Origin of the sequence: Anaerohalosphaera lusitana, from assembly GCF_002007645.1 — a bacterium.
In the GTDB taxonomy this organism is placed as follows: domain Bacteria; phylum Planctomycetota; class Phycisphaerae; order Sedimentisphaerales; family Anaerohalosphaeraceae; genus Anaerohalosphaera; species Anaerohalosphaera lusitana.
The window spans coordinates 2,175,589-2,190,699 of sequence record NZ_CP019791.1 but is presented as its reverse complement, the minus strand read 5'-3'; the positions used below and the strand labels follow the sequence as shown (position 1 = coordinate 2,190,699).

Below are 15,111 nucleotides of genomic sequence, written 5' to 3'. Positions count from 1 at the left end.
CCCGGTATTCCGTGATGAACCTTTTTTTTGGTCTATTCTTTATGAAAGGAGTTAGTCATGGGTACAACCAATACACCAACCCACCCGGCCGGTCCGGTACGCGATACAGCAACGAGATTCATCGACACAACGAGGATAAGTTTAAGCAAAGAGCTTTTAGCGATTATGGCTCACCCCGAGAAGCTCGTAGCTTTCCTCGCATTCTCTCCCAAGCTGCACATTCTCCTTGCAGTGCCCGGTGCCGCCGAAGAAACGAGAGAGTATCTTAGCAACAACTCAGGCGGTTCCTTACATGTAGACCACAAAGTATTCGGTAAGACGGTGTCCGTCAGCAGCAACGCCAGGATAAATCTTCCGAGCTACATATGGGATCACATTTCATGCGTTAGCGGAGACTGCGTCCGCCTTTTTGTAAGGGAAAAGGGCATCGAGATCTATCCCGAAGCCGAGGGCGACAAGCTTCTTTATGGGTAAGACAACAGCTAATGTCCAAAACGTGCCGATCGTGCTGAAAAGAAGGTAAATCAAATGAATGACTTCCTTCAAAAAAGATGTTTTCGCTGGATCGAACTTGCCGCCCTTTTGCCCGGTGGCAAGATGGTCCGCGGCGTACTGGCCGGCAGGGACAACCTTGAAGCCATCAACAACTGGCGTAAAAAGTACGGCAACACGAACATATTCACCACGGTCCAGCTCTTCGAAAAAGATGATCTTAACTCTGCTTTCATCGCTCCGGTCTTCTTCGATATCGACTCGCCTGATGACCTGGAAAAAGCCAGGTCCGACACTCTCAAGCTCTGCGAGCTGACAACAGACAGACTCGAAATCGGCACCGACATGCTCGAAATCTACTTCAGCGGCAGCAAAGGATTTCACGTTACCATACCTCCCGAAGTGTTCGATGCCTTCCCTTCCAGATACATCATGGAGCTCTATAACAAGATGGCCCTTAAAGCCTGCAGCTACGGCATCGAAACCATTGACAGGACCGTCTACACCCACAGGCGGCTCTGGCGAATCCCAAACTCCATCAACAGTAAAAGCGGGCTATATAAAATCCCCCTTCTCCACAAGGAGCTGCTGCATCTCAGTGCAGACCAGATCGCAAAACTGGCCGAACACCCAAGATCCGAAGACAGCTTTGTAACCGCCAAATACAGCAACACAGCCGGTCTGTGGTATCGAAAAGCCATCAGGGCTGTTGCAAAAGCAGCTTGCAAAACCACGGCCACTACGCAGGACAATTCTGACTTTAAACAGGGCTGGCGAATCCCTCCCTGCATTGAAAACATCCAGAGCACCACCCTGCCAGACGGAATCCGGCACCAGACATATCTTGCTCTGGCACGGTTTTACAGATGGATAAACATGCACCCGGAACAGATCATCAAACGAATACGCACCATAGACAGCAGGCAACCCATAGATGACCCCGACTTTATCAAAAGGATCGCATTCTGGGCACATCAGCACCCCGGCTTTGCCGGGTGCACCCACCCGGTCATGCAAAAATACTGCAGTAAAGAAAGCTGTTTCTATTACAGAATAAAAGCCGGCAGAAAACATGGATCTAAGAGAACAAAATGAATACGATTGGCCCCCAAGGCCGCATGTCTTCCCTGAGCTGATGACTCCGGTCGAAGCTGCAATGTTCCTGCGGCTCGACCAGACAGGCCACACACCAAAGTCAGCCAGAAGGACACTCAATTACTGGCGAGACAGAGGCGAACTTTGTGCCACCAAATACGCCAGACGAGTATGGTATCTCAAAAGTGAGCTCGAGGCCTTCCTCTCCGTCAAGACGGAAAACATCTAGACAGCACTTGCGCTGACGCCTCGAATCTGGTACAATCCCTCTGTCAGTCGCCAGTGGTAACTGCAGAAAGGAGTTACCAAATGGCAACAGAAAAAATTGGCATTTATCGCAGATGGCTCGAACCTGCTCCGACAGAAAACGGCAGGAAAATACCCAAAAGCGACTGGCCCAAAAATAGACGCCACAACTGGGTAGTTCGATGGTTCGGAACTGACCGCAAGAGGTATTCAAAAAGCTTCAAGACGAGAAAGCAGGCTGACAATTTTGCCCGTCAGCTCCAGGAGCAGGTAAACTGCGGTAAGCAGGACAGACCAAAGAGGATAGCGTTCGAAGATTTTGTCGCGGAACATAAAATCCTTACTAAAGGACAGGTCGCTGATGCCACATTAGTTGAGCAAATGCATAAGCTCAAACTCTTTAAAAAGTTCATAGGCGGCAACACCCTATTAACTGAGATACGTGCTCGCGATGCCGAAGCTTTTATCGCTAAAAGACTGGCCTCGGGCATCAGTACAGCAACAGCAAACAAAGACATCCGAACTCTTAAAAGCATCTTCAATCTCGCAATTGAACGCAGAGGTTATCTCAAAGAAGGAGACAACCCTTTTGCAAAAATCAAGCAGAGAAGAATTTCTTCCAAACCAATCAATTATGTAAGCATGGACGACTACCGTAAATTACTGCACACCACTGACAGTTTGTGGTGGAAGACGTTCATCTCTGCCGCTTACTGTTGCGGCTTAAGAAGAGGCGAACTGGTGAATTTGACTTGGAATGACATAGATTTCGAAAACCAATACATTTATGTCAATCCAAAAAAGCACATGGAACACACTATCGAGTGGGAACCAAAAGATCACGAACGTCGTGTAATTCCTATGCCAGAGAAAACTGCCCAACTGTTCGCAGATATCCATTTCGAGTCAACGGGATGCGCACCTTATGTTTTCCTCTCGCCAGAAAGATTGAGACATATCAAACAGCGGATAGATAGAGGCACTTGGAACTCTAAGTGTGAAGTAATCAACAATCTTCCAAAAAAATTCAATACACTCTGTAAGAAAGCGAAGATTTGTGAGTACTCAATACATGACTTAAGAAGGTCTGCAATAACTAACTGGGCACAACATCTGCCAATCCAAATCGTACAGCAATTTGCGGGGCACTCTAATATAACCACAACTCGACAATACTATTTGGCAGTTTGTCCTGAAAATCTGGCCTCGGCAAGCAAGCTGATGAATAAGATGCTTCAGAAAGGCTTTTCGGGACTGACGCAAAAGTGACGCAACTGGCATTTTTTCATCGGATGCAAAAAAAAGAAAGTCTCTGTAAGTGCTTGACTTACAGAGACTTATGAAAACGAGGTCGAAGGGACTCGAACCCTCAGCCTTCGGATCGACAGTCCGATGCTCTAACCAATTGAGCTACGACCCCTCGGTTACGAGATTGGTATATTAACAACATCCCGCGAAGTGTCAAAACATTTTATCCGAAAAATGCGAAACTTTTTTCCTCTTTTTGGGCCTTCATAAAGCCAACCAGCTCGTGCCCCTTCCACCCCGCCTTAAGCACCCAAAAACACGCCAAATACCGCCGAAAGGCTTTCTTGTTTGCAGTTCGACCCGCTCTATAGTATCATCTGCACATTCTCGGAAACTAACTGAGGACAGCCTGTCAGTTCATGGTCCCGCAGCATTTTCGGTTTCCCCAGGGTAGCTGCAATTAGAATCATTAAGCAAAATAAAACTTTTCAAAACAGGACTGCATCAATTGAAGAATATGAAGCTGGTGGACATAGTAAACCTTGACAATTACATCGTCGGCGACAGCCCGGACGAGGACGAAGAAGGCACGTTCGAGCTGCCTGATACGATCCCCCTGCTGCCGCTTCGGGGCACGGTCGCCTTTCCCGGCACAGTTATGCCCCTGGCAATAGGTCGTCAGAGCAGCATAAAGCTGGTCGAAGATTGCCCGCCTCAGGCGGTACTGGGCCTGGTCGCCCAAAAGTCAGCCGATATCGAATCCCCCACGGGTCAGGACATATACAGAATTGGAACGGCTGCCTCAGTCCTAAAGGTCATCAAAATGCCCCAGGGAACGATCAACTTGATAGCTCATGGCGTTTGCAGGTTCAAGATACTGGAAATTGTCGGCAAAGAGCCCTACCTTCGAGCACGGGTTGAAGCTTTGCCAATTCGATCCAGGATGACCAAAAAGATGCGTGCACTGGTACTCAATGCACGTCACGCGGCCGAGAGGGTTTTCGCATTGAGCCCGAACCTGCCCGAGGAGGCATCCGTTCTGCTCGAAAACGTACAGGACCCATCCAGCCTGGCGGACTTCATAGCTGCCACACTAAACCTCAGCGTTAGCGAAAAACAGCAGATCCTCGAACAGACGAACGTCACAAAACGGCTTGAGAACATCAATCGCAAACTCGCCGACCAGCTCGAAGTACTCGAGCTTAGCAACAAAATCCACGGCCAGGTCCGCGAGTCCATCGATAAAAGTCAGCGTGAATACTTTTTGCAGGAAGAGCTTAAAGCCATCCAGGCCGAGCTTGGCCAAACTGATCGACACACTGAGGAACTGGACCAGCTCGAGGAGCGTATTCTCGCCACAAAAATGAGCAAAAAGGCCCAGGCCGAGGCCCTCCGAGAACTCGATCGCATGTCACGCCTGCCTGTCGCTTCGCCGGAATACGGCGTCATCAGGTCGTACCTTGACTGGATGTGCGAACTGCCGTGGTCAATCTCCACCGAAGACAAACTCGACATCCAGCGAGCCGAACGAGTACTGAACAAGGACCACTACGGCCTTGAGAAAGTAAAGAAACGAATCATCGAATTCCTCGCGGTCCGAAAGCTCAATCCCAAAGGCAAGAGTCCGATCCTGTGCTTTGTAGGCCCGCCCGGTGTGGGCAAAACCAGCCTCGGTAAATCTATCGCACGCGCGATGGGACGAAACTTCATCCGCATTTCTCTAGGCGGCATCCGGGATGAAGCGGACATTCGTGGACACAGAAGAACCTACATCGGTGCACTGCCTGGTCGTATCCTCCAGGAACTGCGCAAGACCGGCTCTCGCAACCCCGTCTTCATGCTGGATGAACTCGACAAGATCGGCCAGGACTTCCACGGAGACCCCGCGTCCGCCCTTCTCGAAGTTCTCGACCCGCAGCAGAACGACACATTCACCGACCATTATCTCGACCAGCCCTTTGATCTTTCTGACATAATGTTCATCGGCACGGCAAACTACACCGAGCCGATCCCAGAGCCGCTGCTGGACCGCATGGAAACCATCGAGCTGCCTGGCTATACCCAGGGTGAAAAACTCAAGATCGCAACAAAGTACCTGGTCCCGCGTCAGATAAAAGAGAACGGGCTTAAGAAAAACCAGATCAACATCAAGCCCGAGGCCATCGATGCGATGATCGACAAATACACCCGCGAAGCAGGTGTGCGGAATCTTGAACGCACCATCGCGGCGGTCTGTCGCTCAGTCGCAACACGGATCGCAAAAGGAACGTCACGCAAAGCAACCATCGGCGCATCGAATCTGGCGAAGATACTCGGGCCTCGCGAGTACGAACCAGAACTTGCAATGCGTACTTCCACCCCGGGCGTCGCGACAGGTCTGGCCTACACACCCGAAGGCGGCGAGATACTCTTTGTTGAATCCGCACAGACACCGGGCAAGGGCGAGCTCAACCTTACAGGCCAGATAGGTGAGGTAATGAAGGAAAGCGCCCAGGCCGCATGGTCGATCATCAAAGCTGACGCAGACAAGCTCGGCCTCGATGAAAAGCTGTTTTCCGATTTCGATTACCACGTCCACGTTCCCGCCGGCGCGGTTCCGAAAGACGGCCCGAGTGCCGGCTGTGCGATCTATACATCGCTGCTTTCACTGCTGCAGGGCCGACCCATAAAACCGGACGTAGCAATGACCGGTGAGATAACGCTTAAGGGCCTCGTGCTGCCGGTTGGCGGGCTCAAGGAAAAGATCATCGGTGCAAAACGAGCGGGCATTAAGACAGTCATCCTGCCTTCCAGAAACCGCAAGGATATCAAGGACCTGCCCAAAGAAGCAACGCAGGGAATCGACTTCGTCTTCGTAAACAAAGTCACAAGCCTTGTAAAGATGGTCTTCAAAAACTAGCAGTTGTCGGAGTCAGAGAAACACAACTGATCCCTAGCGTTTCACGCTATCTGCGCGCAAAAAAAGGTCCGCCTTGTTGGACAGACCTTTATATGCAGGATACCTCCGCCTGTGCCGTAAAAACGACGTTGAAAGGAACCCTTATTAACAAAGTGGGCAGCCGTTGCTGAAGTCTGCAAGTCCAGTCAAAGCAGGCATGTGCAGTCCTTCAGGTCTGGCTTCCCCTAAGGGTGGCATCGGTTCTTTCAATACTACGTCTCTACGAACACCGCAGGGGTTAACCTACAATCATCTTATACCATATTCGGCCAATCAAATCAAGATGTTGAGCAAAATTCGCTGACAGTTTGCAATAAATTAAGTCGGCCTGATAGACCCATCTCAGCAGATTATTTGAGCAACTGAGTGCATCGCTGTCAAGAAGAGGTATAACTTAAACACCCAACTGACCTTACCTTTAGTTGTGCTTGTTTGTTCCTGCAAAAGAAAAAAGCCCGGCAGAATTTTTCCACCGGGCTTTAAATCCATTCATTCTTTTTCTATGCGGTTCGCAAAGTCGCATCCAGCGAATCTCGCAGCGAATCGAAAATCACTTTCTCAAACTCGTCCACTCGTTCATGGGTCAATGTTCCGTCCTCATCACGGAAACGTAGCGAAACTGTCACGCTTTTTTTGCCCTGATCGATCTGCTTGCCTCTGTATATCCCGACAAAGTCAACCTTTTCGAGCTCAGCAGGAGCCTTCTGCAGAATACATTTTTCGATCTCCTGCCAAAGCACACCTTCGTCAACAACAAGAGAAAGGTCACGCGTAACAGCAGGATACCTCGGTATGGGTTTAGCCGCCGAGACGCCGCCGAACATTTCGAGAAGCACCCCAAAATCCAGCTCGGCCGCACTGACGTCCTTAACTTCCTTGAGGCCGAAAGAGTTGCGAACCTTATCCGAAACAACGCCGCATTTACCCAGCAGTTTGCCGCCCACAAACACATCAACACCAGCGGTCCACCACCCGGCGTCGGCAGGCTTGAACTCGATCTGTGCATCGCGGCTGAGCTTCCTGATCAGCCCCTCTACAACACCCTTGATCACACGAAACTCCGAATCGCATACCAGGCTCAAGCGTGTTTTCTCCTCGGGAAGATCGGCCCCAGCCTTGGGCTTGAACGTCGTCGCCATCTCAAAGACTTTGCATGGGCTGTTCTTTGCATTATGATTATTCTGCAGCACCCCCATCAATGAACCAAGCAGGCTCTGCCTTAGCAGGTTCGCCTCTTTACGTGATTCATCACTGACACCGAGATGTTCTTTTGACTCGGCAAAAATCTGCTCGACCTTCTCATTGACGAAAGTCACATTTACCGTCTCATAAAAACCGCAGCCGTTCATGAAATTGCGAACCACTCCCGCCAGCTTCTCTCGCGGTTCGACCGGCTTGACCTCAATATTTATCCGGCGGTCAACCGGTATCTGATCGTATCCGTAGCACCGTGCAACCTCTTCGATTATATCGATCTCACGAGAGATATCGTGACGCCACGAGGGTACCGTCGCGATAACCATCGAGTCGCCCTTGCGTTCTGGCTCAAAACCGAGTCGCGTCAATATCTCAACGGCTGTGTCCGATTCAACCTCTATGCCAAGTATGGAGTTCAATCTCTCGAAACGCAGCTTGACCCGGGCGGGCTCGATCTGCTTGCCCGGATACTCATCAACAACACCTTCGATAACCTGGCCGCCGGCAACCTCCACTATCAGATCCGCCGTACGCTTCGACGCCCAATCGATCCGTTCTGTGTCAACGTGCCGTTCGAACCTGAACGCCGCTTCCGAAGATATACCCAGTCGCCTGCCGGTGTTCCGCACGCTCACAGCGTCGAACTGTGCATCCTCAAGCAGTACCGTTGTGGTGCTCTCACTGACCTCGGTATTAAGCCCGCCCATAACGCCCGCGATAGCGACCGGCCGCTCGGCATCAGCAATAACAAGCATATCGGGCTGCAGGTCACATTTCGTCTCATCGATACTGACGATCCTCTCGCCCTTGACCGCTTTTCGGACGACGATCTTTCCTCCGCCGATCTTATCGAAATCGAACGCGTGCGGCGGCTGTCCGGTCTCCAGCATCGCATAGTTCGTCGCATCCACCACATTATTCACACTTCGAACACCGACCGCCTCCAGCCGACTCACCATCCAGTCAGGCGCAGGGCCGATCTTGATGCCCTTAATGATCCTGCCTGTATAACGCTGACAGAGCTCGGGTGCCTCGATGTCTATCGAAACAATATCCGCCGCCGACTCACCACCACCCTGGGACTCTTTCAGCTCGGGCAGCTTCAGTGTACGACCCGTCGCAGCCGCAAATTCCCTGGCAACACCAACATGCGACAGACAGTCGCCGCGATTACTGGTGACCTCGATATCCAGGACGATATCGTCACCAAACTGCTCCATACCTTCCAGCGGAAAGCCCAGATCGCTGAGTATGTCGCCCACCTCCTGCCAGGATTCGTTAATTTCTACGTATTCTTGCAGCCAATCGAGAGAAATCTTCATTTAAACCACCATATACATCAACTATTTCGTCAGCCGTCACGGCTCTTTAACTCCAAATGTCCAAATAACTTACAAGTAACCCGCCATTATGTCAATTGGATAGTTGATTTAACGCACCAATGCTGGTATTTTTGTCCCACAAGAAAGCATCCGCAAATCTTGGTTAACTCTCAGGAACAAAACATAATGTCTGCAAGAAATACATTCACAAAGTCGCTCTTCGCTATGTTGGTCACCGCAGCCCCCCTGCTGACCGGCTGTATAGAACGAAAGCTCACCATCAATACCAAACCCCAGGGTGCCCTGGTGACTCTGAATGACGAACAGGTCGGCAAGTCACCCGTAACGGTCGACTTCAACTGGTATGGCGACTACAAGGTCCACATAGCACGAGAAGGATATACAACTCTCGACACTCACCGCGTTCTGGAGGCCCCGACGCACGACAAGTTCCCATTCGACTTTTTCTACGGAGTACTATGGCCCGAAACTATCGTTGACGAATATGAATGGACATTTGAACTAGAGCCCTACCAGGTGCCCGACAGAAACCTGCTTATAGAATCCGCCCTCGATGCCCGCCAGGAAGCTCTAGGCAGCACATTCAAAAACAGAACGGACACAACCAAATAACATTGCGATCCGCAATTGTTGCCCTGCGCCCCTTGGGCAGTGGGCAATCTTAAATTACCCCCCTTCTGCCGCAACATCCATCAGAAAACGATCCGGTAACCCCGCCCGTGAACCGTCTTGATTATGTCTTTGTGTTCACCAAGCTTCTTTCTCGCAGCCGCTATGTGCACGTCGACAATGCGTTCCTTCTCACCCTTGGCTCGCTCGCCCAGACACTCCTTCAAATCCTCACGAGAAAGCACGGCCCCCCCAGCCTCCATAAGCGCAACGAGAATATTGTATTCACCCTCCGTCAGATCGATCTCTTTACCGCCCGCCCGAACGCTCCTTTTATTCAGATGCACCTTCACATCCCCAGCCGACAGGATTTCGCGCATTCCCCCGCTTGTCAGCTTAGCACGCCTTAGTATCGTCTCTATCCGCGCTAACAGAACCGCAGTACTAAAAGGCTTGGTAATGTAATCGTCTGCCCCCATCTTCAGGCCGACAATGATATCCGCCTCCGTATCCCGCGCAGTTAGCATTATGATCGGGATATGTGCCGTCTCAGGATTCCCCTTCAACCTTGCCGCAAGATCGATCCCTGAGATGTCCTCAAGCATCACGTCGAGCAGTATCAGATCGGGCGTGTCCGTCCTGATACACGCCATTGCCTCCCCGCCCGTCTCAGCGGTTCGCACCTCATACCCCTCCTGCTCCAGCGCAAGGCTCAGCGTCTCCAGCAGGTCCAGCACATCATCGATAATAAGTATCTTTTCCATGCCGGCATTATACCATCACAACCACCGGCTTCCAGCCCAAAACTAACAAATACTTAATATTTCGTACACATCTATGACTGGGCCGGTGCCTGCATACGTTCTCCACCGAGCACCGCCCTCACCCTTTCAAGCAGAAAAGTCAGCTCAAAAGGCTTGGTAACATAATCATCCGCACCCGCCTCAAAACCACGCACCCTGTCTTCCTCGCTGTCCTCACCTGTGACCATGATCAATGGTATGTCCGCGGTTTCCGGGTTCTTCTTGAGCCGAGATGTAATATCAAGCCCCGACTCCTCACCCATGTCAACATCCATCAGTATCAGATCCGGCCGCCTGCTCTCAAGGCTCGCCAAAGCCTCACTTTCCGTGCAAGCGGTTCCCACCTCATAACCTTCTATGTCAAGGTTAAGCTGCATAAGCGCAAGATAATCACGCTCATCATCAACGATCAAAATTCTCACTCGCACTATTACATTCTCCTCACACACAATTTAATCTAAACATCCCTGCCAGGCAGCCGAATGGACGTTTGGGGCTCATCTTTCGTATTTTCACTCTTCTGCAAATATAGAGGCAGCACAAATCTGAAACAGCTTCCCTCCCCGACAACACTGTCCGCCCACAATTTACCGCCGTGCATCTCAACGAGCTCCCTTGAGATGGGCAACCCCAACCCTGTGCCGAGCCCTTTCTTGCTGCGGTCATCTCCAACCTGCACAAACCGTTCGAAAACTCTCTCCATATCGTCCCTGCTCAATCCCGGCCCGCTGTCCTGAACCGCGATCTCCACCTCATCGTCATTGATAGACGCAGACACTCGTATCGTTCCGCCCTCCGGGCTGAACTTGACAGCGTTGCTCAACAGGTTAGTAATAACCTGAGAGACTCTGTCACTGTCCGCATGGACCAGGCACTTCTGGTCGGGACTCGTCACATCCAGCCTAACACCATAGTCTTCAGCTACTGCTTCAAACGCATCTGTTACTCGACGCACCAGCTCAGCCAGATCGAACACTTCCCTGTCAAGCTCAACCGCACCTGCCTCGATCTTCGATATGTCCAGAAAATCGCCGACAACTCTTGAAAGCCTGTCGATGATCTCATCCGCCATCTCCAGATTCTTTCGCAGCTTCTTACTGATCCGTCCCATCACACCCGCCAGAGCATTGGACGTAATATTCTTAAAAATGCACAAAGGCGTCCTCAACTCATGCGAAACCGTCGAAACGAATTCGTTCTTTATGCGGTCAAACTCCCGCAGCCTCTCATTGGCTTCAATGAGTTTACGTTCTGCCATCTTTACTTCAGTTATGTCACGTGCATATATATTTACATAATCACCTTCCGAAACAGGCGCAAATACGACTGAGAAGACACGTCCGCCCCATTCCTTTTCTATACACTCATTCTTATTGTTAGCCCGGATATTATACATGCAGTCTATAACATCCCCTGGCACCTCATCACCTTCGCTGCACCCCCACAACCCAAGCAGTTCTTCGCTTGCATTGTTGGCATAGGTGATAACATTTTCATCGTCTATCCGCATAACAGGGTTGGGATTTTCTGCGGCAAGCTTCGCAACACTCCGCAACTTCAGTTCCACCTCTCGCAGGTGCGTCATATCCGTCAAAAGACCATCCCAACAGACATCTCCCTTGTCATCGACCTCAGGACGAGCAACACCCTGGAAGGACCTCTTCTCGGATTTGAACACACCGCTTCCCCACCATTCCCAAGGCTTGCATCTCACTGCTGACTCTTTCAGAAGCCGCACAAACTCCGCTCTGTCTTGAACCTCCAGCCGTTCGAGAAAAACGTTGCTGTCCTGCATCACCGCCTCAGGCTCTAGGCCCAAGAGGTCAAGGCAGCTTTCACCGATAAATGAAAAACGGACAGCCTGGCCCTGACGCATCACCATCTGAAAAACAAGACCGGGTGAATTCTCGACAAGCTTTTGATAACGTGCCTCACTCGCTATCAGCTTGCGCTGCAAATCTTTTTTCTCTGTGATGTCCTCCACATAACCCTCAAGAGCTTCTACCTCCCCACCCTCTCCATAATGCGGCAGTATCGTCTCACGCACCCAGCGGACCGATCCGTCCTTCTTTTCAATCTGAAACTCCAAAGGTTTGACATCACGACGGTTTATAACATCGTCGCGCATCATAGCCACAGCATCTCGAAAATCGGGTCTGACCGCCTTTATCCACAACTCGTCATCGGCATAAAAGTCCTGGTTGCTGTAACCCGTCAAGGCCACACACCCGCTGCTGCGCTCACATTTGCCCGGCACACCATCAACCACATGCATGCTGTAAGTATAGCTTCTTGTCGTAGTGAGCTTGCGATATTCCTTGACAGCTTCATCAATCGCCTCATCCACGACATCGTTGCCGCATGGTTTCGTCAAAAACCTGAAAATATGTCCCTGGTTCACCGCCTGAACCGCGGCATCGAGCTCAGCGAATCCCGTCAGCATAATACATATGCTGTCCGGACTGATATCCCGCACCATCGACAGAAATTCCAGGCCGTTCATGCCTGGCATCTGCAGATCCGAGATAACTACCGTGAAAGAACCCTCTCGCTCGAGTTTATTGATCGCCTCGCGACCGCTATCTGCGGTAACAACATCATATTTTTTGCGATAACGGCGACGCATAGCCGCCAGAACACGCTGCTCATCATCAACTATCAATATCTTATGCTTATCAGACATACTCTAATTCTCTATCACCGGTTGGAAGATGTAATTTTCGCCATTGTTGCAATTTTTCACTCAGGCCCATTTTTTCTATGTACTCCATATCCGCTCCTTTGACCCATCCACCTCCCGGACTGCTGCAAAGCTCATGGTCGATCACGTCCGCGGCATATACCGCCGCGAGTATCGAAAAACCCCGTCCCTCACTTAGACCAGGATCGTGATGCATTGCCGCAGCCTCGATGATCGCATTGGGCAATCCCCAAAGATCCAGCAGGCAACCCCCAAGCTCGGCATGCGTCATCTTTATCTCTTCACATTCAGATTCATAGATCGAGATATGCTCACTGCGAGACAATTCGATCGCTCTGCGGTATTCTTCAGGAAATTCCGACACCAGGATCATCAGCCCGGCATCATGCAGTATCCCTGCCATACTCGCAAGTTCCAGCTCTTCTTCACTCATACCCTCCAGCTTACATATCTTCTTGGTCAGCAGCCCCACACGAACACAGTGCTCATGGATCCCGTCTACCCAGAAGTCTTTCATCTGCTCCTCTGTAAGCGTCGAGAACACCCCGTGAGTCAGAACCAGTGCCTCAACTGTCCGCAAACCGAGATGAACAACTGCCCTCGTTGGGTCGGCAATGTGCCCACTCTTGCCGTAAAACGCACTGTTGGCCACCTGCAGCATCTTGCTGGACATCCCTATGTCTTCTGCAATTATCCTTCCTACGCGTCTCAAACTGCAGTGAGGCTTGCGAAGCGTCTTTATCACTCGCTGATATATCCTCGGCATCGACGGTATCGAACGCATCTGAGCCATTACCTGCGCAGCTTTATGAGACTTGATTCCGTCATGCAGAGAAAGCGAATGCTCGATCATGTTAATAAGCTCATCAGTATCACATGGCTTTGCCACCATCTGATGCGCACACATGATCGCATGCTCGTTCAAGGGCTCCTTTGAGCATCCGGTAAGCATAAACCTGATCGTGCCCGGATAACGCTCGCGAACATGCTCAAGCAGCCGCACACCGCTGATACCAGGCATCAGCATATCGGAAACGATCACGTCATATTTGTTGAGTCTCAACGCATCCAGCGCCTCCTGACCGCCGTTAGCAAAATCCATATCCCAGCGGTCCTTCATCTTGCGCAGCATTCTCCGCAGACCGTTAAGCAGGTGCTTATCGTCATCAACAAAAAGTATTCTCTTTTTCGATCCTTCGTCCATTCACATGTCTTTCTATCTCGGTAGGCAAACCTTGAACGTCGCACCCTGACCAGGCTCGGTCTCGAATTCTATCTTACCCTTGTGCTTACGCTCCACTATTGTTTTTGCCATCGCTAGCCCCTGCCCCGTACCCTTTCCGCGAGGCTTGGTCGTGAAGAACGGCTCGAACATCCTGCCGCTCACTTCTTCAGACACGCCGACACCGGTATCGCTCACAAACACAACAATAGAGTCCTGTTCTTCCAAGGTCCCCACGGTTATCAGGCCCCTGTTATGCGTCCCCTTGATCTTCTGTTCAATACTCTGAGCCGCGTTGATAATGAGATTCATAAAAACCTGGTTCAATTCATCGATACAACAGACTATCCCAGGCAACGCACGGTCCATTTCCGTCCGCACATCCGCCACATACTTCACTTCGTTCCTGACCATCACCAGACAACTTTCCAACGCTTTATTGATGTCCGCCCTGGCCATCCTCCTCTCATCCAGATGAGAGAAATCCCTCATCGCCGCCACGATCTTACTCACCCTTTTTACCCCGTCCCTGCTCTGGTCGATCGCCTGGGGCAATTCCTCCTTGAGGAAATCCAGATCCGCGGCCTCTTCCAGTGACTCCAGCACCGCAGCACTCTCATCGTCTATATCCCCAGACACAGCATCACAGACCTCCTTTTGTTTTTCTATGAGATCGAGAATACTGCCGAACGAATCGGAAAGAAATGTCAGATTGTCACCGATAAATTGTATGGGCGTGTTTATCTCATGTGCTATACCTGCCGCCAGCCCGCCGATCCGCTGTAGCATCTGTGTACGCTCCAGATCAGCCTCGGCCCTGCGTATAGCTGTCATATCTTCAACTATGCCGTCCACATAAACCTCCCTGCCTTCGTTACGGACAGCAGAAACATCCTTCACATATCTCACGCTGCCATCCGCATGCATCACCCTGTATTCGATCTCTTCACCTGCACCATTTTCCGCATACCGCCGGTAACAACTCTCAACCTCTTCGAGGTCATCCGGATGAACAACGCTCAACCACCCCCCTGCCGAGCTCATCACACTCTGCGCACCAAGCCCGGTAAGCCGCTCACTGCCCCGTGAGATGAATTCAAACTGCACCTCATCCGAGACTTTCGCGGAATATATGCACGCACACAGGTTGTCCAGCAAACCGCTGGCCGTATCTGCACACTGCTCCATTCTTGCAAATCCTTGATCCGCCAAGTTAA

The 15,111-nt window shown here is 51.0% G+C and carries 12 protein-coding genes, 1 tRNA gene and 1 other RNA gene; 6 read left to right on the top strand and 8 right to left on the bottom strand.

Features of this window, described 5'->3' with window-relative positions:
• The first annotated feature begins 57 nt into the window (after positions 1-57).
• The 4 genes from STSP2_RS09015 to STSP2_RS09000 all read left to right on the top strand — a co-directional run bounded on the left by STSP2_RS09015 (position 58) and on the right by STSP2_RS09000 (position 3,102).
• The gene (locus STSP2_RS09015) at positions 58-474 is read left to right on the top strand and encodes a hypothetical protein (RefSeq protein WP_146661930.1); all 417 of its coding nucleotides are present in this window, start codon (positions 58-60) and stop codon (positions 472-474) included.
• 54 nt (positions 475-528) lie between these two features.
• A complete protein-coding gene (locus STSP2_RS09010) occupies positions 529-1,587 on the top strand; it encodes a bifunctional DNA primase/polymerase (protein WP_146661927.1) in 1,059 nt (352 codons plus the stop codon).
• Entirely contained in the window at positions 1,565-1,816 is a 252-nt protein-coding gene (locus tag STSP2_RS09005) for a helix-turn-helix domain-containing protein (RefSeq protein ID WP_146661925.1), read from the top strand. The genes STSP2_RS09010 and STSP2_RS09005 overlap by 23 nt, the downstream gene beginning before the upstream one ends.
• Before the next feature lie 80 nt (positions 1,817-1,896).
• Positions 1,897-3,102: a tyrosine-type recombinase/integrase gene (locus tag STSP2_RS09000; RefSeq protein ID WP_146661923.1), complete on the top strand. Its 1,206-nt coding sequence runs from the start codon at positions 1,897-1,899 to the stop codon at positions 3,100-3,102.
• 77 nt (positions 3,103-3,179) lie between these two features.
• On the opposite strand, the gene STSP2_RS08995 is transcribed toward STSP2_RS09000, so the two are convergent.
• Positions 3,180-3,253, bottom strand: a tRNA-Asp gene (locus STSP2_RS08995).
• A 345-nt stretch (positions 3,254-3,598) separates the two neighbouring features.
• Between STSP2_RS08995 and lon the strand changes: the two genes are divergently transcribed.
• The gene (lon, locus tag STSP2_RS08990) at positions 3,599-5,980 is read left to right on the top strand and encodes an endopeptidase La (RefSeq protein WP_146664032.1); all 2,382 of its coding nucleotides are present in this window, start codon (positions 3,599-3,601) and stop codon (positions 5,978-5,980) included.
• Between the two features lie 98 nt (positions 5,981-6,078).
• Here the strand turns inward: lon and ssrS are convergent.
• Positions 6,079-6,260: non-coding RNA, 6S RNA (ssrS, locus tag STSP2_RS08985), on the bottom strand.
• Between the two features lie 259 nt (positions 6,261-6,519).
• Positions 6,520-8,538, bottom strand: a complete 2,019-nt coding sequence (gene pheT, locus STSP2_RS08980) for a phenylalanine--tRNA ligase subunit beta (protein ID WP_146661921.1) — start codon at positions 8,536-8,538, stop codon at positions 6,520-6,522.
• A 186-nt stretch (positions 8,539-8,724) separates the two neighbouring features.
• Here pheT and STSP2_RS17315 point away from each other — a divergent pair, with 186 nt between their 5' ends.
• Positions 8,725-9,171 (top strand): PEGA domain-containing protein, encoded by a 447-nt coding sequence (locus STSP2_RS17315; RefSeq protein WP_169853099.1) that lies wholly within the window; start codon positions 8,725-8,727, stop codon positions 9,169-9,171.
• An 80-nt stretch (positions 9,172-9,251) separates the two neighbouring features.
• Here STSP2_RS17315 and STSP2_RS08970 read toward each other — a convergent pair whose 3' ends face one another.
• From STSP2_RS08970 to STSP2_RS08950, 5 genes are all read right to left on the bottom strand, one after another.
• Positions 9,252-9,932 carry a response regulator transcription factor gene (locus STSP2_RS08970; protein ID WP_146661917.1) on the bottom strand — a complete coding sequence of 227 codons (681 nt, stop codon included), beginning with the start codon at positions 9,930-9,932 and terminating at the stop codon, positions 9,252-9,254.
• A 71-nt stretch (positions 9,933-10,003) separates the two neighbouring features.
• Entirely contained in the window at positions 10,004-10,399 is a 396-nt protein-coding gene (locus tag STSP2_RS08965) for a response regulator (RefSeq protein WP_146661914.1), read from the bottom strand.
• A gap of 29 nt (positions 10,400-10,428) precedes the next feature.
• Positions 10,429-12,654: an ATP-binding protein gene (locus STSP2_RS08960; RefSeq protein WP_146661912.1), complete on the bottom strand. Its 2,226-nt coding sequence runs from the start codon at positions 12,652-12,654 to the stop codon at positions 10,429-10,431.
• Complete coding sequence (locus tag STSP2_RS08955; protein ID WP_146661910.1) at positions 12,647-13,876, bottom strand: response regulator; 1,230 nt, start codon at positions 13,874-13,876, stop codon at positions 12,647-12,649. Before STSP2_RS08955 ends, STSP2_RS08960 begins: the two co-directional genes overlap by 8 nt.
• A 12-nt stretch (positions 13,877-13,888) precedes the next feature.
• Positions 13,889-15,082 (bottom strand): sensor histidine kinase, encoded by a 1,194-nt coding sequence (locus STSP2_RS08950; RefSeq protein ID WP_169853098.1) that lies wholly within the window; start codon positions 15,080-15,082, stop codon positions 13,889-13,891.
• Positions 15,083-15,111 lie beyond the last annotated feature (29 nt).

Bases quoted from the DNA above. Each gene is read 5' to 3' on its own strand.
- STSP2_RS09015 (WP_146661930.1), top strand. From the start codon at position 58: ATGGGTACAACCAATACACCAACCCACCCGGCCGGTCCGGTACGCGAT.
- STSP2_RS09010 (WP_146661927.1), top strand. From the start codon at position 529: ATGAATGACTTCCTTCAAAAAAGATGTTTTCGCTGGATCGAACTTGCC.
- STSP2_RS09005 (WP_146661925.1), top strand. From the start codon at position 1,565: ATGGATCTAAGAGAACAAAATGAATACGATTGGCCCCCAAGGCCGCAT.
- STSP2_RS09000 (WP_146661923.1), top strand. From the start codon at position 1,897: ATGGCAACAGAAAAAATTGGCATTTATCGCAGATGGCTCGAACCTGCT.
- lon (WP_146664032.1), top strand. From the start codon at position 3,599: ATGAAGCTGGTGGACATAGTAAACCTTGACAATTACATCGTCGGCGAC.
- pheT (WP_146661921.1), bottom strand. From the start codon at position 8,538: ATGAAGATTTCTCTCGATTGGCTGCAAGAATACGTAGAAATTAACGAA.
- STSP2_RS17315 (WP_169853099.1), top strand. From the start codon at position 8,725: ATGTCTGCAAGAAATACATTCACAAAGTCGCTCTTCGCTATGTTGGTC.
- STSP2_RS08970 (WP_146661917.1), bottom strand. From the start codon at position 9,932: ATGGAAAAGATACTTATTATCGATGATGTGCTGGACCTGCTGGAGACG.
- STSP2_RS08960 (WP_146661912.1), bottom strand. From the start codon at position 12,654: ATGTCTGATAAGCATAAGATATTGATAGTTGATGATGAGCAGCGTGTT.
- STSP2_RS08955 (WP_146661910.1), bottom strand. From the start codon at position 13,876: ATGGACGAAGGATCGAAAAAGAGAATACTTTTTGTTGATGACGATAAG.
- STSP2_RS08950 (WP_169853098.1), bottom strand. From the start codon at position 15,082: ATGGAGCAGTGTGCAGATACGGCCAGCGGTTTGCTGGACAACCTGTGT.